Origin of the sequence: Ruegeria marina, from assembly GCF_900101475.1 — a bacterium.
Classification (GTDB): domain Bacteria; phylum Pseudomonadota; class Alphaproteobacteria; order Rhodobacterales; family Rhodobacteraceae; genus Ruegeria_B; species Ruegeria_B marina.
The window spans coordinates 18,325-39,491 of the sequence record NZ_FMZV01000005.1; the positions used below are offsets into that span (position 1 = coordinate 18,325).

A 21,167-nucleotide genomic window follows, 5' to 3' on the forward strand; every position below is an offset into this window, starting at 1 on the left:
CTGCTTTGGGACCGGACGGATGTAAACCGTCTCCGCCGGATGAGGAGGCGGTGATTTTTTACATCGAAGTTGTTGACTCGGGCTTTTCATTTTCCTAGCTATGCGCCGTTAGCACTCAATAAGGTCGAGTGATAATGCCCCTGGCACAGAGCAGGGGGAGGGAAACAAACTTTGAGCCTCAAGGAGCTGCAAAGATGGCATTGAAACCGCTTCATGACCGCGTGCTGGTTCGCCGTACCGAAAGCGAAGAGAAAACCGCAGGCGGCCTGATCATCCCCGATAGCGCCAAGGAAAAGCCCAGCGAAGGCATCGTCGTCGCCTGTGGCGAAGGCGCCCGCAAGGATAGCGGCGAGCTGATCGCGATGGCAGTCAAGTCGGGCGACCGTGTCCTGTTCGGCAAATGGTCGGGCACCGAAGTCACCGTCGACGGCGAAGAACTGCTGATGATGAAGGAAAGCGACATCATGGGGATCATCGAGTAAGCCACGCGCTGCTCTGATATCTGGTCGCATCATTCCAATCAAATTTCTCAAGGAGAAAGAACATGGCTGCTAAGGACGTCAAGTTCAACACCGAAGCCCGCAACAAGATGCTCAAGGGCGTCAACATCCTGGCCGACGCGGTCAAGGTGACCCTGGGCCCCAAAGGCCGCAACGTGGTCCTGGACAAATCGTTCGGCGCACCGCGCATCACCAAAGACGGTGTGTCGGTCGCCAAGGAAATCGAACTGGAAGACAAGTTCGAGAACATGGGCGCGCAGATGGTGAAGGAAGTCGCTTCCCGCACCAATGACGAGGCGGGCGACGGCACCACCACCGCGACCGTTCTGGCCCAGGCCATCGTCAAGGAAGGCATGAAATCGGTTGCCGCCGGCATGAACCCGATGGACCTGAAGCGCGGCATCGACCTGGCCACCGCCAAGGTTGTCGAGGCCATCAAGGCCGCTTCGCGCCCCGTCAACGACAGCGCCGAAGTCGCGCAGGTCGGCACCATCTCGGCCAACGGCGAAGCTGAAATCGGCCGCCAGATCGCCGAAGCGATGCAGAAGGTCGGCAACGAGGGTGTGATCACCGTCGAAGAGAACAAGGGCCTGGAAACCGAGACCGACGTGGTCGAGGGCATGCAGTTCGACCGCGGCTACCTGTCGCCCTATTTCGTCACCAACGCCGACAAGATGGTGGCCGAACTGGAAGACGCCATGATCCTGCTGCACGAGAAGAAACTCTCGTCGCTGCAGCCGATGGTTCCGCTGCTCGAGCAGGTGATCCAGTCGCAGAAACCGCTTCTGATCATCGCCGAGGACGTCGAAGGCGAAGCGCTGGCGACCCTCGTGGTCAACAAGCTGCGCGGCGGCCTGAAGATCGCAGCCGTCAAGGCACCGGGCTTCGGCGACCGCCGCAAGGCCATGCTGCAGGACATCGCGATCCTGACCGGCGGCCAGGTGATCTCGGAAGACCTGGGCATGAAGCTCGAGTCGGTGACCATGGACATGCTGGGCACCGCCAAGAAGATCTCGATCACCAAGGACGAGACCACCATCGTTGATGGCGCAGGCGAGAAGGCCGAGATCGAAGCCCGCGTGGCCCAGATCCGCACCCAGATCGAAGAGACCACCAGCGACTACGACCGCGAGAAGCTGCAGGAACGCGTTGCCAAACTGGCAGGCGGTGTTGCCGTCATCCGCGTCGGCGGCATGACCGAGGTTGAAGTGAAAGAGCGCAAGGACCGTGTGGACGACGCGTTGAACGCAACCCGCGCTGCCGTGCAGGAAGGCGTGGTCGTCGGTGGCGGCGTCGCGCTGGTTCAAGCCGGCAAGGCACTGGCCGACCTGGAAGGCGCCAACGCCGACCAGAACGCCGGTATCGCCATCATCCGCAAGGCCATCGAAGCGCCGCTGCGCCAGATCGCCGAAAACGCAGGTGTCGACGGCGCTGTCGTCGCTGGCAAGATCCGCGAAAGCAACGACGCCAAGTTCGGCTTCAACGCTCAGACCGAAGAATATGGTGACATGTTCAAGTTCGGCGTCATCGACCCGGCCAAGGTTGTCCGCACCGCGCTGGAAGACGCAGCTTCGGTTGCCGGCCTGCTGATCACCACCGAAGCGATGGTGGCCGACAAGCCGCAGAAGGAAGCACCTGCCGGTGGCATGCCCGACATGGGCGGCATGGGCGGCATGATGTAAGGCGGATTTCCACAAGGAAATTTTGCCGAAAGTCAGAGAAATTGAAAGGGCCGCCATCGCGCGGCCCTTTTCCTTGCCGCCGAAGGGCAATGATAATTCATCGCTGAGATTGACCTGAATGCCGGTCCTGTCTGTGCCCGGCGGGCTGCATCTTCGGTCATGACCAAGAAAAACCGGCCGGAATGGAACCGCGATGAAATCGCTCGCGCCTTCCGTCTTTCCCGATCTCATGCACGCTGTCCCAAGGAACGCCTGGCGCTGGCCGAACCGGACTGGTGTGCATCGGCGGAGCCGCTGACATCCGCAGGGTCGAGACCCTTGCGCCGCTGCGCCACGGCAGCGGCGCTGTCACCTGCAGTACGGCGCAGAACATCCGTGACAGATCGTGCGGCCCCGATCAGAATGGCCAGGAGAATGTGCAGGGTGATGGAATGCAGCTTTTTCTGTTGACGGCGCTGACAATGACCGCCTTTGCCGCAAATTCGGTCCTCAACCGGTTCGCGGTTGCAGGCTGGGGGAGCGATCCGGGCGCCTTTGCGATCGTTCGGGTCGCGGCTGGCGCCGTCATGCTGGCGGTGCTGGTTCTGGGGCAGGGCAAGCGCCTGCCGGTAATCCGTCGCCGCCGCCTCGTCGGGGCGGCGGCGCTTTCGCTCTACATGGTTGGCTTCTCGCTTGCCTATCTGACGCTTGACGCCGGGTTGGGGGCGCTGATCCTGTTCGGGGTTGTCCAGATCACCATGTTCGGCTGGACCGCGACCAACGGCGCGCCACCGACGCAACGGCAACTGCTGGGCGCGGTGCTGGCCTTTGCCGGGCTGGTCTGGGTTCTTTGGCCAGCGGGCGCCTTGCGAGTCGATCCGGGAGGCGCGGCTCTGATGGCTTCGGCCGGTTTCGGTTGGGCGATCTACACCCTGTCCGGTCGGGCCGAACCGGATGCGCTGGCGGCGACCGGGGCGAATTTCGTTGCCGCCTTGCCGGTGACGGCCTGCGCGATACTGCTGATGGGTGCGCCCTTGACGCTGACCTTGCCAGGAGCAGCGCTTGCGGTCCTTTCAGGCGCCGTCACGTCCGGGCTGGGCTATGCGCTCTGGTATCGCATCCTGCCCAACCTCGGCGCGGCAAGGGCCGCGACGGTGCAACTCTCGGCGCCGGTCATTGCGGTTTTCGGAGGGGTGATCCTGCTGGGTGAAGCGGTGCCATTGCGGCTCTTGCTGGGCGGCACTGTCTTGTTGGGCGGCATTGCGCTGTCGATCAGGCGCACCCCGTCGGGTTGAGGGTTTCACAGCAGGCCGTTTCGCAGTATCTCGCGCCAATGCGTCTTGTGGTTTTCTGTCTTTCCCTCCTCCTGCCCGTGCCCCTCTGGGCCGATTGCGTCGTGCTGCTGCACGGGCTGGCGCGGACAGAGGCGTCTTTCACCTTGATGGACGAAGTATTCGAGGCGCGCGGCTTTCACGTTGTGCGACCCGGCTATCCTTCGACCGATCTGCCGATTCCGGAACTGGCGGACGAGACCCTGCCGGCAGCCGTGGCCGCGTGCGGCGAGGACACCGTGCATATGGTCGCTCATTCGATGGGCGGCATACTGATCCGTCAGTGGCTGCTGACGAATCGCCCGGCGCGGCTGGGGCGCGTGGTCATGCTGGGCCCGCCGAACCAGGGCAGCGAACTAGTCGATGAACTGGGCGCCTGGGAAGTTTTCGGACGTCTCAACGGACCGGCCGGACTTGCTCTTGGAACCGGGCCGGACAGCCTGCCGCGCAAACTGCCGGCCGTCGATTTTCCGCTGGGGGTGATTGCCGGAGAAATCTCCCTGAATCCGGTTTTTTCCTCCATCATTCCTGGCACCGACGATGGAAAGGTTTCCGTCAGCTCGACCAAAGTTGCCGGAATGGCCGATCACATCGTGCTTCCAGTGACCCATACATTCATGATGAACAACCCCCGCGTGATAGCCCAGACCCTGTTCTTTCTTGAAAACGGCAGGTTCAACCCGGACCTGACATGGGTCGAGTCGATCTTTGGGACCTATGAGAAGATGTGCCCGAGCGGCAACTGCTCGGCTTCGCCGTCGGAGCGCGGCAGATGATCCCGCCCGCCCTGACCTTTTCCGGCGCGCGGATACTGTTGCCGGAGGGCGTCGTGCAAACCGATCTCTGCCTGTCCGAGGGGCGTATCGCCGGGTCCTGCACGGGCAAACGGATCGACCTTGCAGGCTATCTGGTGCTGCCCGGCATCGTTGACCTGCACGGGGACGGGTTCGAACGCCATATGGCGCCGCGGCGTGGCGCCATGAAGGAAATGGCGGATGGTGTGGTCGCGTCCGAGGCGGAACTGGCCGCCAACGGCATCACCACGGCCGTCATGGCACAGTTCTGGAGCTGGGAAGGCGGCTTGCGTGGGCCGGAGTTTGCCGAGGGCGTATTCCGGGCGATCCGACAGGTCCGCGACAGCCTGGTCACGGATCTGATCCCGCAACTGCGGTTCGAGACGCATCTGCTCGACGATTATGATCTGCTGCCGGACAGGCTGACGGAGTGGGAGGTCCCATATGTGGTCTTCAACGACCACCTGCCGCATGAGCGGCTGGCCGAGGGACGCAAGCCGCCCCGGCTGGCCGGGCAGGCCCTCAAGGCCGGCCGCAGCCCCGAGAAACACCTGGAATTGCTCCAGAGGTTGCACGCTAACGGGCCGCAGGTGCCCGCGGCGCTGGATGCACTCTGCGCCGAACTGCACCGGCGCGGTGTACGATTGGCCAGCCATGACGACCACAGCGCCGAAGACTGTGCCGCCTGGCAGGCACGCGGTCTGCGCATCTCGGAGTTCCCCGAGACGGCCGAGGCCGCCGAGGCCACGCGCGCGGCGGGCGGGCATGTGATCCTTGGCTCGCCCAACGTGGTGCGCGGCGGTTCGCACAAGGGCAATGCCAGCGCCATCGACCTGATCGCGATGGGGTACTGCGACGCGTTGGCCTCGGATTACCACTATCCGAGCCCGCGTCGGGCCGCATTGATGCTGGCGCGCAGCGGGCTCCTCGATCTGGGCGCCGCCTGGGCGCTGGTCAGCAGCGGCCCGGCCCGGGTTCTGGGGCTGGACGACCGGGGCGAGCTGAGCCCCGGCAAACGCGCCGATCTGGTGATTCTCGACGCGGAAAACCACCGGGTCGCCGCCACCTTCGCCGGTGGCCGGGTCAGCTACATGTCCGGTGATGTGGCCGCGCGGTTTCTGGCCTGATTGGCTTCATCTTTTCTTAAGATACTCCCGCCGGAGGCATCGCGCGCAGCGCGATAGGGGCTGCGCCCCGCCTCGGGCCCGGCGGTCCGTCGGCGGCGCGCGCGAAATCCGGGACGGATTTCGCCGCCCGCGTCAGCCGTTGCGCTGTATCCGGTTGACATGGCCCATCTTGCGGCCGGGCTTCACCTCGGCCTTGCCGTAAAGGTGCAGCGCCAGATCGCGTTCGCGTGCCAGCTCCGGCACCCGATCCATGTCGGCGCCGATCAGGTTTTCCATCACCACATCGGCATGCCGCTGCCCGTCGCCCAGAGGCCACCCGGCCACGGCGCGGATATGCTGTTCGAACTGGTCCACGGCGCAACCGTTCTGGGTCCAATGCCCCGAATTGTGCACCCGCGGCGCGATCTCGTTCACGATCAGCCCGGCCGGCGTGACGAAGAGCTCGACCCCCATCACGCCCACATAGTCGAGCGCGTTCAGGATCCGGGCCGCCAGCAGCACCGCATCGGTGCGCTGCGCCGCACTCAGCCGCGCCGGTACAGTGGTCGTGTGCAGGATGCCGTCGCGATGCACGTTCTCGCCCGGGTCGAAACAGGCGACCTGGCCGTCCAGCCCACGCGCGGCAATCACCGAAACCTCATGCGTGAAGTCCACGAAGCCTTCGAGGATCGCGGGCGCGCCGGCCATGTCGGCCAGCGCCGCCGGGGCATCTTCGGGCGTTTTCAGGCGTACCTGGCCCTTGCCGTCATAGCCGAAGCGGCGCGTCTTGAGGATCGCGGGTGTGCCGTTCCTGGCAATCGCCGCCTCAAGGCTCGCCAGATCGGTGACATCGGCGAAGGGGGCTGTCATCAGGCCCAGATCGCGCAGAAAGCTCTTCTCGGTCAGCCGGTCCTGGCTCACTCGCAGTGCCTCGCGCCCGGGGCGGATTGGACGATGCGCCTCGAGAATGTCCAGCGCTTCGGTCGGGATGTTCTCGAACTCGTAGGTGATCACGTCGACCGACGCGGCGAACTCCGCCAGCGCCTCGGCATCGTCATACCCGGCCGTGGTCACCCGGTCGGCCACCTGGCCCGCGGGCGGGTTGGCGCCGGGTTCATAGATATGGGTGGCAAAGCCAAGCCGCGCAGCGGCGACCGACAGCATCCGGCCCAGTTGTCCACCCCCCAGAATGCCGATCCGGGCGCCCGGTTTCAACGCTTCACTCATCGACAGGCTCCTCGGGGATCGAGGCCGAGAGCGCGGCGCGCCAGGCGTCCAGCCGTTCGGCCAGATCCGCGTCCTGCAAGGCAAGAATCCCCGCCGCCATCAGCCCGGCATTGGCAGCGCCCGCCGCGCCGATCGCCATGGTGGCGACCGGATAGCCCTTGGGCATCTGCACGATGGAATAGAGAGAATCGACACCCGACAGGGCGCGGGTCTGAACCGGCACGCCAATCACCGGCACCCGCGTCTTGGACGCCATCATGCCGGGCAGATGCGCCGCCCCGCCGGCGCCCGCGATGATCACCTGCAGCCCGCGGCCGACAGCAGCGCGCCCATAGTCCCACAACCGGTCCGGGGTCCGGTGCGCCGAAACGATCCGCGCCTCGTAGGCCACGCCCAGTTCGTCCAGAATATCTGCTGCCTGCTTCATGGTGGGCCAGTCCGACTGGCTGCCCATGATGATCCCTACCTTGACCTCGGCCATGCGCTCCGCTCGCTCTGAAAGGAGCGCGCACTATAGCCAAATCGCATCGACTGGCAATGCGGCACGGGGCTCAGGCGATGATATCCGGCGTCAGGCGGTCCTCGATCAGGGCGATCATGTCCTTCAGCCTGAGTTTCTGCTTTTTCAGTCGCTTGATGGTCAACTGATCGGCAGTTCCCTTTTCCTCGAGTGCCGAGATCGCTTCGTCCAGATCGCGATGCTGGCGGCGGAACACTTCCAGTTCCACCCGCAGCACTTCATCGGATTTCATCGACAGATCACTGGGTGCATTCATGAAGCGACTCGCGAGACGGGGCCAAGTGTAGAGGTGAGGATACGCATTCACGCTGTTTTCGACCAGACCTTGTAGTGGACGCATTTTCTTCCCATATTCAACTAGGTGGTTGCCGTTGTCGGGACCGCGCATCAACGTCGCTTTTCAGGAAGGACGAAAGAAACGTGTCGAAGCTTACTCTGAACTCATACCCGCACATGCTGGGTTTCGAGCAGTTGGAACGTTTGCTGGAGCGTTCGGCGAAATCCGGAAACGAAGGGTATCCGCCTTATAATATCGAGCAGACATCCGATCATTCCTATCGCATCACACTGGCCGTTGCCGGATTTGGCGAGGGTGATCTTTCGATTACCGTCGAGGACCGTCAACTGGTGATCCGTGGCCGCCAGAATGATGACAGCGAAGGACGGGTGTTCCTGCATCGTGGAATCGCCGCCAGGCAGTTCCAGCGCATGTTCGTGCTGGCCGATGGTGTCGAGGTGGGCGAGGCGGTGATGGAAAACGGCCTGCTGCACATCGACCTGACCCGCGCGGTCCCACAGTCCGTGGTGCAGACGATCAACATCAGGAAAGGGTAAGTGATGCATACTCCGTACAAGTTCGAAGACTTCAATGGAAACGGCGACCGGATCGTCTATGTGAAGGCGGTCGATGTTGCCGACTTGCCGGACGAGGTTCGCCAGCAAGCGGGCGACCGCGACCATCTCTATGCCGTTCACAACGCGCAAGGCGAGCGCCTGGCGCTGGTGGCCGACCGCAAGCTGGCCTTTGTTCTTGCACGCCAGCACGATCTGTCGCCGGTAACGGTGCACTGACCTTGCCACCAATTTAGCGTGATCCGGACCCGGGATGCGTTTCCCGCGTGACATCGGGTCCGAAACCGCCGAAACATGCAGCCCTGCGGCAAACGCCAGGAGCGGGACAATGGGGTGGCATGATTTCGACTGGGTGGATGCGTTCACCGACCGGGCCTTTGGCGGCAATGGCTGTGCTGTGGTCCATGGAGGCGCCGGCCTGCATGCCGAGACCTGCATGGCCTTCGTGCGTGAAACCTCGCTGGTCGAATGCACCTTCACGGGCCCTTCGGATGTGGCGGACGTGCGGGTGCGCTATTTCCTTGCAAGCCGCGAGATCCCCTTTGCCGGACATCCCACCATCGCCACGGTGGCTGCGCTGCGGTCGCGCGGTTTCCTGGACAAGGACGACCTTGTTCTCGAAACCGGCGCTGGCCTGGTGCCTGTCCGCATCTCGGGGGAAGAGATCGAAATGACCCAGGTCGCGCCGCAGTTCGGGGCGCAGATACCGGCGGATCTGGTTGCGCGGGTGGTTGGCTTGCCGGTCGACGCCATCGTTTCGCCGCCGCAAATGGTTTCCACCGGGTTGCCTTTCTGCATAACGGTGCTGCGCGACAGGGCGGCCCTGGATGCGGCGGTCCTTGACGTGGGGGCCCTGCGCGACCTGGCGTCCAGCCAGGGTTACGATGGTTCCGACATGCTTGAACCCTTCATGGTGACACTCTCGGGCGCGACAGGGGCCGGTGACACCTATGCGCGTCTTCTGATCGCGCCGCCGAGCCCGCCCGAGGATCCGTTCACCGGTTCCGCCACGGGCGCGATGGCGGCCTATCTCTGGAAACACGGCCTGATGGACAAGGATACGTTCATCGCCGAACAGGGCCATGGCATGGGCCGACCGGGCCGGGCGCGGGTGACCCGTGTCGGCCCCTCCGACGCGATGACCGGTATCAAGGTCGCCGGGCCAAGCTTTGTCCTGATGCGCGGGCAAGTCTGGCTGGCGCAATGACGGTGGTTCGGGATCGTGCCATCGCCATCCTGCCCTATGGTCAGCGGCTGGGGCCGCATCTGGTGCAAATGCCGGTTGACCAGTTGAACTGGCCGCTTGGCCGTCCGGCGCGGCTGGCAGGTGGCGTTGTCGGCGATTTTCGGTCCGATGATCATTTGATCGTCTACCCCAGAACCGATACGCATTTCCGCCTGCAACGCGGAACGGCGGCGGCGGTCTCGCTGATCATGGCCGAACCTTCGGTGATCCATGCCAAGCATTACGCGCTGTTGCGGCTGACCTGGCGGCGGTTCTTTAGGGTTCTGACATTCAACCAGCCGGCGCTGGACAGCCTGCCCAACGCGCGGTTGCTGCCCTTTGGCACGACATGGGTGCCGGACTGGCGCGACCTGGCGCCGGAAAAGACGCTGAACTGTTCGCTGATCGCTTCGGCCAAGCGCGACAGCGAGGGCCACAAGCTGCGCCATGCGGTCGTCGATTGGGTGCGGGAGACAGGGCAGGACGTCGCGGTTCTGGGACGTGGCTATCGACCTTTCGAGAGCAAGGCCGACGGATTGGTGCCCTATCGCTATTCCGTGGTGATCGAGAATGTTCGGGAGAGGAATTACTTTTCGGAAAAGCTGTTGGATTCGGTTTTTTGCGAGACCGTGCCGATTTACTGGGGCTGCCCCAACATCGCCGATTTCGTCGATCCTTCGGCAATGATCCTGTGCGAAACTGCAGAGCAGGTTCGCGCGGCCGTGCTGCAAGCCAACCCGGAAGACTACGCCGCGCGCTTGCCTGCGCTTCGGGCGCTGAAAGAGCAGCTTGCGCCCTTTGCCGATCACGAGTTGCGGGCGGCGCAGATCATTCTTGAAGAAACCGGCAGATCGGAACCTTGACACTGCTTTAGAGGAAAAAGGCCCGGGAGGTGATTTCCCGGGCCTTCGTGATCATCCTGCGATGAGTCCCATGCTTTCCAGCATCAGCAGGACTTGATGGGCGCAGTTATCGACATCGACATTCTCGGTCTCGACGCGGAGTTCAGGGTTCTCGGGGACGTCATAGGGGTCCGAGATGCCGGTGAATTCCTTGATCTTGCCTTCCCGCGCCAGCTTGTAGAGCCCCTTGCGGTCACGACGTTCGCATTCCTCGATCGAGGTTGCGACATGGACCTCGCAAAAGGCGCCATACTGTTCGATCTCCTCGCGCACCGCCCGGCGGGTAGTGGCATAGGGGGCGATCGGTGCGCAGATGGCGATACCGCCGTTCTTGGTGATCTCGGAGGCGACATAGCCGATGCGGCGGATGTTGAGGTCGCGGTGCTCTTTCGAGAAGCCCAGCTCGGAGCTGAGGTTCTTGCGTACGATGTCACCGTCCAGCAGCGTGACCGGGCGGCCGCCCATTTCCATCAGCTTGACCATAAGCGCGTTGGCGATGGTCGATTTTCCCGAACCCGAGAATCCGGTGAAGAACACGGTAAAGCCCTGTTTGGAACGCGGCGGCGAGGTGCGGCGGAGTTCCTTTACGACCTCGGGGAAGGAGAACCATTCCGGGATCTCAAGGCCCTCGCGCAGGCGGCGGCGCAGCTCGGTGCCCGAGATGTCGAGCACGGTCGAGCCTTCGGGGACTTCGGAAACTGGGTAGTATTGCGCGCGTTCCTGCACGAAGACCATGTGCTTGAAGTCCACCATTTCGAGGCCGATCTCGTCCTGGTATTTCTTGAACAGGTCCTGCGCATCGTAGGGACCATAGAAGTCCTGCCCCTGGCTGTTCTTGCCCGGGCCGGCATGGTCGCGGCCGACGATGAAATGAGTGCACCCGTGGTTCTTGCGGATCAGGCCGTGCCAGACCGCCTCGCGCGGGCCGGCCATGCGCATCGCCAGGTTAAGCAGCGACATGGTGGTGGTGGCCGCCGGATACTTGTCCAGCACCGCCTCGTAGCAGCGCACGCGGGTGAAATGGTCGACATCGCCCGGCTTGGTCATGCCCACGACCGGGTGGATCAGCAGGTTGGCCTGCGCCTCCTTGGCTGCGCGGAAGGTCAGTTCCTGATGCGCGCGGTGCAGCGGGTTGCGGGTCTGGAAGGCGACGATGCGGCGCCAACCCAGCTTTCGGAAATAGGCGCGCAGTTCATTCGGGGTGTCGCGACGGGCGCGGAAATCATAATGCACCGGCTGCTGGATGCCGGTCACCGGGCCGCCCAGATAGACCTTGCCGGCGGTGTGGTGCAGGTAATTGACCGCCGGATGCGCCACATCGTCGGCGCCAAAGACCTTTTCGGCCTCGCGCGCCTTGTTGGGCACCCATTTGTCGGTGACGGTCATGGTGGCGAGGATCACGCCTTCCTGATCGCGCAGCGCGATGTCCTGTCCGATCTCGATCCTGTCGGCGAACTCTTCCTTGACATCCAGCGTGATCGGCATCGGCCACAGCGTGCCGTCCGAAAGACGCATGTTGTCGACCACGCCATCATAGTCGGCTTCGCTCAGGAAACCCTTGAGCGGATGGAAGCCGCCGTTCATCAGCAGTTCAAGGTCGCAGATCTGACGTGGTGTCAGATCATGGCTCAGAAGGTCGGCGGCTTCCAGTTTCAGCTTTTGCGCGGACTCGTAGGAAACATAGAGCTCCGGAATGGGAGCGAGATTGCTCAACATGGTCATGTGAATACTCTGGACTTCGGGTGCGGTCGTGTTGGATTTCCGCCGTGCAATAGACCCTGTTACCTCCGGATGTCTAGGTCTGCCTTGCAACAAAGGACAAATTGAGCCGTTTGACCACAAGATAGAAGCATGTTTTCGATTTCCTGCCCTATGGGCGAAAGATTTTCGGATTTGGCCCGTCAGACAAGGCTATTCGGAACGCTGTTCCGCCGGGGTGGCCGCAAGCGAAAGCCTTGCCGCATCGGATACGGGAAGGGCGCGCACCGGTTCCGGAACGCCGCGCAAGGTGAATTCCTGCAGGTCGAGCCCGGTTGTTTCGATCCCGGCCGCAACCAGGACCGCTTCGGACACCAGCAATTCCACCCCCAATGCCTTGGTCTCGGCTTCCAGGCGGCTGGCGGCGTTCACCGTGTCGCCGATGATGGTGCGCGGGGCATGGCCGCCCGCACCGATTTCGCCCAGCACGAGATTACCCAGGTGCAACCCCATTCCAATCCGAACGGGCGCTGCGCCTTCCGCGGCCAGAGTGCGGTTGAACAGCTTCAGCGCCGCGCCGATGCTGCGTGCGGCGTCGATCCCGGCGCGGGCCGAGGTGTCGGCGTCGCGCGCCTCGAACACGGCCAGGAACCCGTCGCCCAGATATTTGTCGACCGTTCCGCCCGCTCCGGTGACAGAGGGCACGATCGCGTCGAAGAACCTGTTCAGCAGGAATACCACGTCATATGGCAATTGCCCGGTGGTGCGCGCGGTAAATCCGCGCATGTCGAGGAACAGCACCGCCAGTTGCCGTTCCTGGCCCTGGCTGGCATGCGCCCGATTGCGCCCGCCTTCGGGGCGGAACACACGAAACACGGTTGCCGGGTCGGACGGGCGGATCTGGCAGGCAAGCCGTGTATTCGGCGCGGCGTTCACGGCGCGCAAGCTGGCAAGTTCCATATCAGACGGGGGATGCAGCAGATCGAGGCCCTCTTCAATCACCACGCGGCAGGTGGTGCAGCGCCCCTTGCCGCCGCACAGTGCCGTGTGCGGCACCCCGTTGGCCTGAGAGATTTCCAGAAGCGTCGGGCCGCGGGCCGACGTGATCTCGGGGCCGTCCACATAGCGGATGCGCACGGGGCGGCGGCGGTTGACCAGTTTGCGCCCGCCATAGATCGCCGCGACCAGCGCCAGGATGGACCAGAAAACGTAGTCGGCCAGGGTGGCGGTGCGGATCAGGGTGGCAAAGTTCTCGGGGCTGGGCCAGTTGAACCACTCGAACAGGGCCGCGCGGGTCTCCGGGTCGGCCATCTCGGCCCGGATGCGCCGCCCCTCGACCATGAAGCCGGCAAGGGCGAAGGCAGGAACCAGCGCCGCCCCAGCCGCCAGCCAGTGCGACGCGTTGCGCCACCAGGGTTTCAGGCGCAGCCAGAAATGCAGCCCGAGACAGCCATGCCCCCAGACGATCAGCAGCAAAAGCGCCTGCCACGCGCCGTCCGGCGTTCCCCAGATCAGCGACATGATATAGTCCATTCGGTCGTTCACGCCGAACACGCGGTGGGCGACGCCGGTATGCACCATGTGTTCGATCAGCAGCAGCGGGATCGCCACGCCAAGCCCGATCTGGAGCGCCTCCCATGCGGGCATGCGCAGGGTGCGCCGCGTCGCCACTTTACCCAGCGCCAGCCCGGCATGCAGCAGCAGCGCGGCAAGCAGGATCGCCTCGCCCGCAAGGCTGCGGGTGATGGCCTGGCGCAGGTCCTGAAAGCCGTGCATCAGCTCGGGCGAGAACAGCCCGAGCCCGATATTCAGGAAATGGAAGAGGGCAAAGCTGAACAGGATCAGCCCGGTCACGATCCGGGTGCGGGTGGCCCAGTTGCCCCGCCAGAGAATGCCGGCGTCTCGGTTGCGGTCGCGCGCTGTCATGGGGCGATGGTGTGGCGAGCGCGGGCCTGGGTCAAGCGCCGCGCTTCTCGATGGCACACGACCCGGAGCGCCTGGTCGTCCCGGCCGAACGGGAGGGCCGGATCACTCGTGTTCGGCCAGGAACCTTTCGGCATCCAGCGCGGCCATGCAGCCCATGCCGGCACTGGTCACCGCCTGGCGGTACTTGTGGTCGGTCAGGTCGCCGGCGGCGAAAATGCCGGGGATCGAGGTTTCGGTCGAGCCGGGTTTGACGGTCACGTAGCCGCCGTTGTGCAGTTCCAGCACATCCTTGACCAGTTCGTTGGCCGGGGCATGGCCGATGGCGACAAAAACGCCCTTGCAGGGAATGTCGGTGATCTCGCCGGTCTTGACGTTGCGCACCTTGATTCCTTCGACCCCCAGCGGGCTGTCGGCGCCATAGACCTCGGCCAGTTCATGGAACCACAGCGGTTCGATCTTTTCGTTCTTGAACAGACGGTCCTGCAGGATCTTCTCGGCCCGAAGCTCGTCACGGCGGTGGATCAGCGTAACCTTGGAGGCGAAGTTGGTCAGAAACAGCGCCTCTTCGACGGCGGTATTGCCGCCGCCGATCACGGCGATCTCCTGGCCGCGGTAGAAGAACCCGTCACAGGTGGCGCAGGCAGAGACACCGAAGCCCTTGAATTTCTCTTCGCTCTCCAGCCCCAGCCACTTGGCCCGCGCGCCGGTGGCGAGAATCACCGCATCCGCCGTGTAGGTGGTGCCGCTGTCGCCCTTGGCGACAAAGGGACGGCTGGAGGTGTCGAGCGAGGTGATGATATCGCCGATGATTTCGCAGCCCATTGCCTTGGCATGAGCTTCCATCCGCACCATCAGGTCGGGGCCCTGCACCTCGGTATCGCCGGGCCAGTTCTCGACCTCGGTGGTGGTGGTCAGCTGGCCGCCCGGTTCGATTCCCTGCACGAGGATCGGTTGCAGCATGGCGCGGCTGGCATAGACGCCGGCCGTATAGCCGGCAGGCCCCGAACCGATGATCAGAACCCTGGTGTGACGTGTCTCGGCCATGATTTCCCCATTCCGTTAGGCTGGCGGCACGCCGCCTGTCGAAAATCGCATATAGCGGGACGAAGCGAAGTCTTAAACCCCTTTGCACATGATCCGGTACCCGGGGATCTGACCGGAAATTGCCAGTGAAACCAGCGCTCTTGAATTTGGCAAAATCAGAAAATTGCGCGCTTGGGAAATAATATTGCGCAGCCGCTGGCTGCTGCTATAACAACTGCAAAAATACGGGAGCTTTTCATGGTCGCTCATCGACTGGACGAAATAGACCGCAAGATTCTGGCGGAGCTTCAGGCCGACGGGCGGATGACGAATGTCGAACTCGCCAAGAGGGTTGGAATCTCGGCCCCACCTTGCCTGCGCCGTGTACGTGCGCTCGAGGAGCAGGGGCTGATCCGCGGCTATCACGCGGAAGTGGATTCGCGCCAACTCGGGTTCGAGGTTCAGGTTTTTGCGATGGTCGGACTGGAAAGCCAGGCCGAGGTGGAATTGAGCGCTTTCGAAGCCCGGTGCCGCAACTGGCCGCTGGTCCGGGAATGCCACATGCTGAATGGCGAAGTGGACTTCATACTGAAATGCGTGGCGCCCGACCTGAGCAGTTTTCAGAGCTTCCTGACCGGACAGTTGTTGACCACACCCAATGTTGCCAGCGTCAAGACCTCGCTTGTCATTCGAGGGGCCAAGGACGAACCCGGCGTTCCTTTCGATGTTCTCGAGGAGCGTCTGAGCCGGACGGCCTGAGCGCGGACACCGGGTCCGGCCTGTTGACAATCGGCGGCAGGGCCACCGCGGCGATCGTGCACAGGCACCAGTGAATCAGCAGTCCCATTGTGGTTCCTCTCAGGCGGAAATTGCGTCGATCTCGCCTTCACCCGCACGCGGAAAGGCCTGCGGGCCGAAGTCGGTCAACTGGTCGACATGATGAAACAGGTTCAGATACAGCGAGCGGATCGCGTGGCTCAGCACCCGCACCGCCTGCACCCCGGGGTGGTAGGTTTCGAATTGCAGCCCGTCGACCCGGATCACCGCATGGCGGCGCAGGCAGATATGGAACACTTCGACCGGTGTCGGAGGTGCGGTTTCGATGATGCCCATGCCATCGATGAAATGTTGAATCGGGGTCAGCATCGGTTCGTCACCGGCCAGCGCGCGCAGATGTCCGGGAGTGGCAAGAAGCCGAGCCGAGGGGCCTGCCACCACGCCTGACAGCGGCCGTTGCATTCCAAATGCATCGGCCATGATTCGCGTGAGCTTGTATTGCCGGCCAGTCGCCGAAGCGCGGCCCGGCACGATGACGGTGGAGCCTTTCCAGACCACTTCCTGCGCCGAACCGTCCTGGATGATCACCCGGTCACCCGGAAGGAGATCCTCGATCGCCATGGGGCCGCAATCCGTCTCGACCAGTGAGCCGCGCGAGAAAGCGCAGAAGGCATCCTCGAACAAGGGAAGAGCCGGGGCGATATGGCGCGTCTGGACGACATTGCCCTTGCCCAGAAGCGTGCTGACTTCGTAACGCCGCATCTGTGGACGTTGCGGAGCACGCAACGTGGCCGGATCCTGCAAGATGGGGCTGGTATACAAGGCGTTGCGCGCAGCACGCGCAAGCGAGTGGGGAATCGTCATGGTTTATCGGCCCTTTCCATTTCGGGTCGCATCTGCATCGGCCCCCACCGACGACGTCAGACGGACAAGTTGTCCTCATCTGAATCGGCTGAAATCATGCCGGGTAACGGTTCAAATTGTCAAAAAAACCGTAACAAATCCCGTGTTTCTGTGGCCAATTAGATTGTCCCTACATAACTGTTTCCATTCGGGCAGGTTATCGCCCTTACTCATTAACTTCGCCCCGGCTCCGCCCCGCCCGGATCGGGCGAGGCGGGCTCTTGTGCCGGGCCGGTCAGGGGCAGCGTCCCGAACCCGGGTCTTCGGAGGGGCAAGCGAGCGGCCCTCCGCGATAATTCGGTTCAGGCCGACCGGGCCTGTGGGGTCGCGGCGGCAATCCGGCGGGCGATCATAGCCGCACGACGGGCGCCACGTGTCCAGGGCATCTGGACCTCGGTCTTGGCCGCGGCCGCGACTATGGATTTGACGTAGCGGGTATTGGTCATCTTGGGTCTCCTGGCCGGGTGCCGAATGCGCAGCCTTGCATCTGTGTTGAAAGAAAATTGCCATGGCAATGGGGCAGGTCTTTGGCCGTTCCTTGAAAATTGAAGGACGGTCTGCCCGAGGCAAAGGCGGGTCGAATTTTCGACTGGCGCGTCGATTTTCCATGTAAACAAAGGGAATCGCGCGCCCGCCCGCTGCCGCGTTTCAAAAGCCGCAACCGACGATTGCCGGGAAGGCGGCGGGAATGTGGCAAGCTTGGGCTGGTGCGGCCTGGTTTGTCGGCCTAGAGACGGATCACCGAGATCAACCGTCCATAGTCTGCCTCGCGTGCATGGGTCGCGCGCCGGTACGAGTAGAATCGTTCCGGGTCCGAGTAGGTGCAATGCCGGGTCCATTCCGCCATGCCCACCCCTGCGGCGCGCAGCCGTGCAAGCCCGTAGGCCGGCAGGTCGAAGAGCATCCGGTCACCCTGCCCATTGGCAAAGAACCGGGCATTGCCGCTGTCTTCGGCCATGAATTCATCGAAGAACTCGGGTCCGACTTCATAGGCGCGTTGCGAGATGGATGGGCCAATCACCGCGACGATCCTCTCGCGCGCGGCTCCGAGTGCTTCCATGGCATCCACGGTCTCTTCGAGAATGCCGTCCAGCGTTCCCCGCCAACCCGCATGCGCCGCGCCGATGACGGCCGCATCCCGGTCGGCCAGCAGTACCGGTTGGCAATCGGCCGTCAGAACCGAAAGGGCCAGACCGGGAACATTGGTGACCATCGCATCGGCCCGCGGTTTCTCGGTCAGCGGTTCGGTCACGGTGGCGACCTTGTTCGAATGGACCTGATGCACCGTTTGCAAGGGCGTCCCGCTCAAACCCATCGCCTCGGCAACGCGGGCGCGGTTCAGTGCAACGACTTCGGTCTGATCGGTCGACCCCGTCCCGCAGTTCAAACCGGCGAATACCCCGGAGGAGGCGCCGCCGCGGCGGGTGAAAAAGCCATGGCGCACAAAGGACAGGCTGTCGGCAGTCAGAATTTCCAGCGTCATCTTTCCAGTCCCGGCGGAGGGTTGGCCGATGCGGGATACACTCCCAGCACCTTGAACAGGTTTCCCATTTCATCGGGGTGCGTCAACCGGCGATGTGCGGCCACCAGCGAGTCAAGCGCCGCGCCGGTCAGGGGTTTGGCCAATTGTTCCGCCCGAGGCGTGATCCCGAGCCTCTCCAGAAACACGCCTTGTGGGGTCAGCCTGGCATGGAAACAGCCAGCTTTGCGTGCTGCAAGCGCCAGGGTTTCGAAATCGACATGCGCTGTCAGGTCGGCCTGTCCGGGGTCGGTCAATGGATCGGCAGGCCGGTGATCCCGCACTGCCTGAAACGTGTCGCCCAACGCTCGCCAGTCGCCATAGTCAACGATCAAGGCCACGCCGCCGTGACCGGCGATTCGACCTGCGACCGGGTCCATGATGGCGGCCGCCGAGGGGCAGAGCTCGACCAGGTCGCCATCACGCGTGTCGTCCAGGCGTGAAGACAGCGCCGGCTGGGGCGTCACCGCGCCAAGCCCGAAGACCAGCCCCTTGTCGCGGGCACCGACCAGCCTCTCGCGCCAGCCCGCGCCGTCGCGGATGAACTGGCGAATGGGCAGGGCGTCGAAGAATTCGTTGGCGATCAGGAACAGCGGCTGCCGCGGCAGGTCCTGCACATGATCCAGCCAGACCGGGGAGTGTGGCTCCAATGCCCTGGACTGCATCGCGCGCAGGACCGGCGACGCCTCGATCAGATGCAATTGCGCCGCCTCGAGAAAACCGGGCACGGAATGTGTTGCACGCAAGGCGTCCGCCATCAGCGTACCTCGACCGGGCCCCAGTTCGGCCAATGTGAAGGGGGCAGGGCGGCCCTGATCCACCCAGGCTTGCGCCAGCGCCAGCCCCAGCAGCTCTCCGAACATCTGGCTTATTTCCGGAGCAGTGGTGAAATCGCCCGCCACGCCCAACGGGTCGCGCGAGGAATAGTATCCGTGCTCCGGGTGCAACAGGCACTCGGCCATGTAGTCCGACAGGGTTATCGGCCCGTCGGCGGCGATCCGCTCCAGCAACAGGGGCAACAGGCTCATGCCGCTGCCCGCCTTGCCCGCAGGATCAGCCACAGGCCCAGCGCGATCATCGGCAGGGACAAGGTCTGACCCATCGTCAGGCCGTAGCCGTTCACCTGAAAAGCGAGGCCCAGGGGGTTGCCGGCAGAGACGAACTGCGCGTCGGGCTGGCGGAAGAACTCGACGATGAACCGGGACAGCCCGTATCCTGCCATGAATACCCCGGTCACCGTCCCCGGCTGCTTGAGCGCCTTGCGCCGCCACACCAGCCACAGAACCAGGGCGCCCAGCAGCACGCCTTCGAGCGCGGCTTCGTAGAGTTGCGAGGGGTGTCGCGCGCAAAGCCCGGCGACATCCGGGCAATCCTGCGCGGCAGCGCCGGGAAAGACCACTGCCCAGGGCAAGTCGGAAGGGCGCCCCCAGAGCTCGGCATTGATGAAATTCGCAAGCCGCCCCAGCAGAAGACCGGGCGGCACCGTATGTGCCACGAGATCTGCCATTTGCAGCCGCGCGACCCCATGCCGGGACACATAGATCCATGCCGCCGCCACCACCCCCAGCAACCCGCCGTGAAAGGCCATGCCGCCTTGCCAGACCATCAGGATTTCTGCCGGGTGGGCCAGGTAATAGGCGGGCTGGTAGAACAGGACATACCCCAGCCGCCCGCCCAGAATCACGCCAAGGATGATCCAGGTCAGCAGGTCCTCGACCTGCCGCGGCGTCATGGGCGTACTGTCACCGGGCCACAGCGCTGGCCGCCGCAGCGCGGCAACCGCCAGCCGCCAGGCGATCAGGATGCCCGCGATATAGGCCAGCGCATACCAGCGCAATGCGAACTCCATCCCGAATATGGATATCGAGAAGAGTTCGGGCGAAAGATCGGGAAAGCGAAGTACTGCCTGCATATGCGCCTCAATGCCCTTGGGCTGCGGCACAAGTCAACCTTGAGGCCGCAGCCATTCTTGCCCATATAGAAGCCAACTTCGACATGGAGAAGACAGATGCAGACCCGAAACAAGTTCCTGGACGACATTTCGCAACTGATGACCAACGCAATGGGGGTTGCCCAGGGCGCGCGGGACGAGGCTGAAACGGCGATGAAATCGCTGATCGACCGTTGGCTTGCCGACCGCGATTTCGTTACCCGCGAGGAATTCGACGCCGTGCGCGCCATGGCCCAGAAAGCGCGCGAAGAAAACGAGGTGCTGGCCGCCCGCATTGCCGCACTCGAAGCAAAGCAGGGTAACTGACCCGCCGGACGGTGGCTGGCGATCGCGTCCTGTATGCATGACGTGGATTGCACCGGCCGCCTTCGCCAATTGCCGGGAACTTATTTTGCAAGACGAGCCGGCCAGACAGGCTCACCCCTCTGCCTCGCCGTTCGATCGGCGTGAAACGCTCTCCGTTTCAATCCTGTTGTCGCCGACCCTGCGGCGAGACCTCTTCCACTGACCCGCAGTGGTGGCTGCCATTATTTCGGGCCAACTTTGCTGCCATCCACAACTTATTGCGGTTATCCCCAAATAAGGGGTTGCCAGAAATCCGATTGGGTATCACCATATCTAGTACAGGCAGGGAGAAAACTCCCCGACTGTTGAGCAGGCACCTAGCGCTGGGGGCGCTACCCGCCCCGCACCGCTAGAGATCAGTGAGGTGGCACCATGGCCCTGTCCGAACATTATCTGGAAGAAGATATCCATCCGATCGACATCGTCGAGCATCTGGCCGAGCACCATGATTGGGATTTCGACCGGATCGGTGATGATCAAATTGCAATGGCCGTCGAGGGCCAGTGGCGCACCTACTCCCTGACACTCGCCTGGTCCGGGTACGACGAGACGCTGCGGCTGATCTGCACCTTCGAGATGGAGCCGCCCGCCGAGAAACTGCCGCAGCTCTACGAACTCCTGAATGCGATGAACGACCAGTGCTGGGCCGGATCCTTCACCTATTGGGCGGCGCAGAACCTGATGGTCTATCGCTATGGCCTGGTCCTTGCGGGCGGGCAGGTGGCCAGTCCGGAGCAGATCGACACGATGATCAACGCGGCCGTCCTGAGCGCCGAGCGCTATTATCCCGCGATCCAGCTGATGGTCTGGGGCAACCGCAGCCCAGCCGACGCGATGCAGGTCGCCATTGCAGAGGCTTACGGCCGGGCTTAAACCTGTGCCCCGAACCGGATGACAGGGGAGGGGC

General features: G+C 63.4%; 23 protein-coding genes. 12 read left to right on the forward strand and 11 right to left on the reverse strand.

The genetic code is table 11. The annotated features are described in order from the left end of the window. Nucleotides 1-194: 194 nt before the first annotated feature. From BLT75_RS08455 to BLT75_RS08475, 5 genes are all read left to right on the forward strand, one after another. Nucleotides 195-482 carry a co-chaperone GroES gene (locus BLT75_RS08455; RefSeq protein WP_093029778.1) on the forward strand — a complete coding sequence of 96 codons (288 nt, stop codon included), beginning with the start codon at nt 195-197 and terminating at the stop codon, nt 480-482. A 62-nt stretch (nt 483-544) separates the two neighbouring features. Beyond that, nucleotides 545-2,182, forward strand: a complete 1,638-nt coding sequence (groL, locus tag BLT75_RS08460) for a chaperonin GroEL (RefSeq protein WP_093029780.1) — start codon at nt 545-547, stop codon at nt 2,180-2,182. Between the two features lie 431 nt (nt 2,183-2,613). Further along, on the forward strand, nt 2,614-3,456 hold the full coding sequence (locus BLT75_RS08465) for a DMT family transporter (RefSeq protein WP_093030455.1): 843 nt from the start codon (nt 2,614-2,616) through the stop codon (nt 3,454-3,456). Between the two features lie 38 nt (nt 3,457-3,494). Next, on the forward strand, nt 3,495-4,268 hold the full coding sequence (locus tag BLT75_RS08470; protein WP_093029782.1) for an alpha/beta fold hydrolase: 774 nt from the start codon (nt 3,495-3,497) through the stop codon (nt 4,266-4,268). Next, nucleotides 4,265-5,413: an alpha-D-ribose 1-methylphosphonate 5-triphosphate diphosphatase gene (locus BLT75_RS08475; protein ID WP_093030458.1), complete on the forward strand. Its 1,149-nt coding sequence runs from the start codon at nt 4,265-4,267 to the stop codon at nt 5,411-5,413. Before BLT75_RS08470 ends, BLT75_RS08475 begins: the two co-directional genes overlap by 4 nt. A gap of 132 nt (nt 5,414-5,545) precedes the next feature. On the opposite strand, the gene BLT75_RS08480 is transcribed toward BLT75_RS08475, so the two are convergent. The 3 genes from BLT75_RS08480 to BLT75_RS08490 all read right to left on the reverse strand — a co-directional run bounded on the left by BLT75_RS08480 (nt 5,546) and on the right by BLT75_RS08490 (nt 7,395). After that, on the reverse strand, nt 5,546-6,619 hold the full coding sequence (locus BLT75_RS08480; protein ID WP_093029784.1) for a 5-(carboxyamino)imidazole ribonucleotide synthase: 1,074 nt from the start codon (nt 6,617-6,619) through the stop codon (nt 5,546-5,548). Continuing rightward, the gene (purE, locus tag BLT75_RS08485; protein WP_093029786.1) at nt 6,612-7,100 is read right to left on the reverse strand and encodes a 5-(carboxyamino)imidazole ribonucleotide mutase; all 489 of its coding nucleotides are present in this window, start codon (nt 7,098-7,100) and stop codon (nt 6,612-6,614) included. Before purE ends, BLT75_RS08480 begins: the two co-directional genes overlap by 8 nt. Nucleotides 7,101-7,170: 70 nt before the next feature. After that, a complete protein-coding gene (locus BLT75_RS08490; RefSeq protein ID WP_093029788.1) occupies nt 7,171-7,395 on the reverse strand; it encodes a YdcH family protein in 225 nt (74 codons plus the stop codon). Nucleotides 7,396-7,559: 164 nt separating this feature from the next. On the opposite strand from BLT75_RS08490, the gene BLT75_RS08495 reads away from it, so the two are divergent. The 4 genes from BLT75_RS08495 to BLT75_RS08510 all read left to right on the forward strand — a co-directional run bounded on the left by BLT75_RS08495 (nt 7,560) and on the right by BLT75_RS08510 (nt 10,079). Next, nucleotides 7,560-7,973: an Hsp20 family protein gene (locus BLT75_RS08495; RefSeq protein ID WP_176827897.1), complete on the forward strand. Its 414-nt coding sequence runs from the start codon at nt 7,560-7,562 to the stop codon at nt 7,971-7,973. Between the two features lie 3 nt (nt 7,974-7,976). Continuing rightward, the gene (locus tag BLT75_RS08500) at nt 7,977-8,210 is read left to right on the forward strand and encodes a DUF1150 family protein (RefSeq protein WP_093029792.1); all 234 of its coding nucleotides are present in this window, start codon (nt 7,977-7,979) and stop codon (nt 8,208-8,210) included. Between the two features lie 109 nt (nt 8,211-8,319). Continuing rightward, nucleotides 8,320-9,198, forward strand: a complete 879-nt coding sequence (locus BLT75_RS08505) for a PhzF family phenazine biosynthesis protein (protein ID WP_093030461.1) — start codon at nt 8,320-8,322, stop codon at nt 9,196-9,198. After that, nucleotides 9,195-10,079, forward strand: coding sequence for a hypothetical protein (locus BLT75_RS08510; RefSeq protein ID WP_093029794.1), 885 nt, complete (start codon nt 9,195-9,197; stop codon nt 10,077-10,079). The genes BLT75_RS08505 and BLT75_RS08510 overlap by 4 nt, the downstream gene beginning before the upstream one ends. Nucleotides 10,080-10,130: 51 nt before the next feature. Here BLT75_RS08510 and BLT75_RS08515 read toward each other — a convergent pair whose 3' ends face one another. From BLT75_RS08515 to trxB, 3 genes are all read right to left on the reverse strand, one after another. Further along, nucleotides 10,131-11,840, reverse strand: coding sequence for a bifunctional sulfate adenylyltransferase/adenylylsulfate kinase (locus BLT75_RS08515; RefSeq protein ID WP_093029796.1), 1,710 nt, complete (start codon nt 11,838-11,840; stop codon nt 10,131-10,133). Nucleotides 11,841-12,029: 189 nt separating this feature from the next. Beyond that, complete coding sequence (locus tag BLT75_RS08520) at nt 12,030-13,742, reverse strand: adenylate/guanylate cyclase domain-containing protein (protein WP_093029798.1); 1,713 nt, start codon at nt 13,740-13,742, stop codon at nt 12,030-12,032. A gap of 102 nt (nt 13,743-13,844) precedes the next feature. Further along, nucleotides 13,845-14,786 (reverse strand): thioredoxin-disulfide reductase, encoded by a 942-nt coding sequence (gene trxB, locus BLT75_RS08525; RefSeq protein WP_093029800.1) that lies wholly within the window; start codon nt 14,784-14,786, stop codon nt 13,845-13,847. A gap of 237 nt (nt 14,787-15,023) precedes the next feature. On the opposite strand from trxB, the gene BLT75_RS08530 reads away from it, so the two are divergent. Further along, the gene (locus tag BLT75_RS08530) at nt 15,024-15,524 is read left to right on the forward strand and encodes an Lrp/AsnC family transcriptional regulator (RefSeq protein WP_093029802.1); all 501 of its coding nucleotides are present in this window, start codon (nt 15,024-15,026) and stop codon (nt 15,522-15,524) included. A 99-nt stretch (nt 15,525-15,623) separates the two neighbouring features. Here BLT75_RS08530 and BLT75_RS08535 read toward each other — a convergent pair whose 3' ends face one another. From BLT75_RS08535 to lgt, 5 genes are all read right to left on the reverse strand, one after another. After that, complete coding sequence (locus tag BLT75_RS08535) at nt 15,624-16,406, reverse strand: Hint domain-containing protein (RefSeq protein WP_176827899.1); 783 nt, start codon at nt 16,404-16,406, stop codon at nt 15,624-15,626. Nucleotides 16,407-16,747: 341 nt separating this feature from the next. Continuing rightward, nucleotides 16,748-16,891, reverse strand: coding sequence for a hypothetical protein (locus BLT75_RS24350; RefSeq protein ID WP_176827901.1), 144 nt, complete (start codon nt 16,889-16,891; stop codon nt 16,748-16,750). A gap of 281 nt (nt 16,892-17,172) precedes the next feature. Next, the gene (gene pgeF, locus BLT75_RS08540; RefSeq protein ID WP_093029806.1) at nt 17,173-17,928 is read right to left on the reverse strand and encodes a peptidoglycan editing factor PgeF; all 756 of its coding nucleotides are present in this window, start codon (nt 17,926-17,928) and stop codon (nt 17,173-17,175) included. Next, on the reverse strand, nt 17,925-18,992 hold the full coding sequence (locus tag BLT75_RS08545; RefSeq protein ID WP_093030464.1) for a class I SAM-dependent methyltransferase: 1,068 nt from the start codon (nt 18,990-18,992) through the stop codon (nt 17,925-17,927). Before BLT75_RS08545 ends, pgeF begins: the two co-directional genes overlap by 4 nt. Then, entirely contained in the window at nt 18,989-19,876 is an 888-nt protein-coding gene (gene lgt, locus BLT75_RS08550) for a prolipoprotein diacylglyceryl transferase (protein WP_093030467.1), read from the reverse strand. The genes BLT75_RS08545 and lgt overlap by 4 nt, the downstream gene beginning before the upstream one ends. Nucleotides 19,877-19,972: 96 nt before the next feature. Here lgt and BLT75_RS08555 point away from each other — a divergent pair, with 96 nt between their 5' ends. Together BLT75_RS08555 and BLT75_RS08560 are read left to right on the forward strand one after the other, a co-directional pair. Beyond that, nucleotides 19,973-20,221 carry an accessory factor UbiK family protein gene (locus tag BLT75_RS08555; RefSeq protein ID WP_093029808.1) on the forward strand — a complete coding sequence of 83 codons (249 nt, stop codon included), beginning with the start codon at nt 19,973-19,975 and terminating at the stop codon, nt 20,219-20,221. 411 nt (nt 20,222-20,632) lie between these two features. Beyond that, nucleotides 20,633-21,133 (forward strand): type III secretion system chaperone family protein, encoded by a 501-nt coding sequence (locus BLT75_RS08560; RefSeq protein ID WP_093029810.1) that lies wholly within the window; start codon nt 20,633-20,635, stop codon nt 21,131-21,133. The last annotated feature ends 34 nt before the right edge of the window (nt 21,134-21,167 follow it).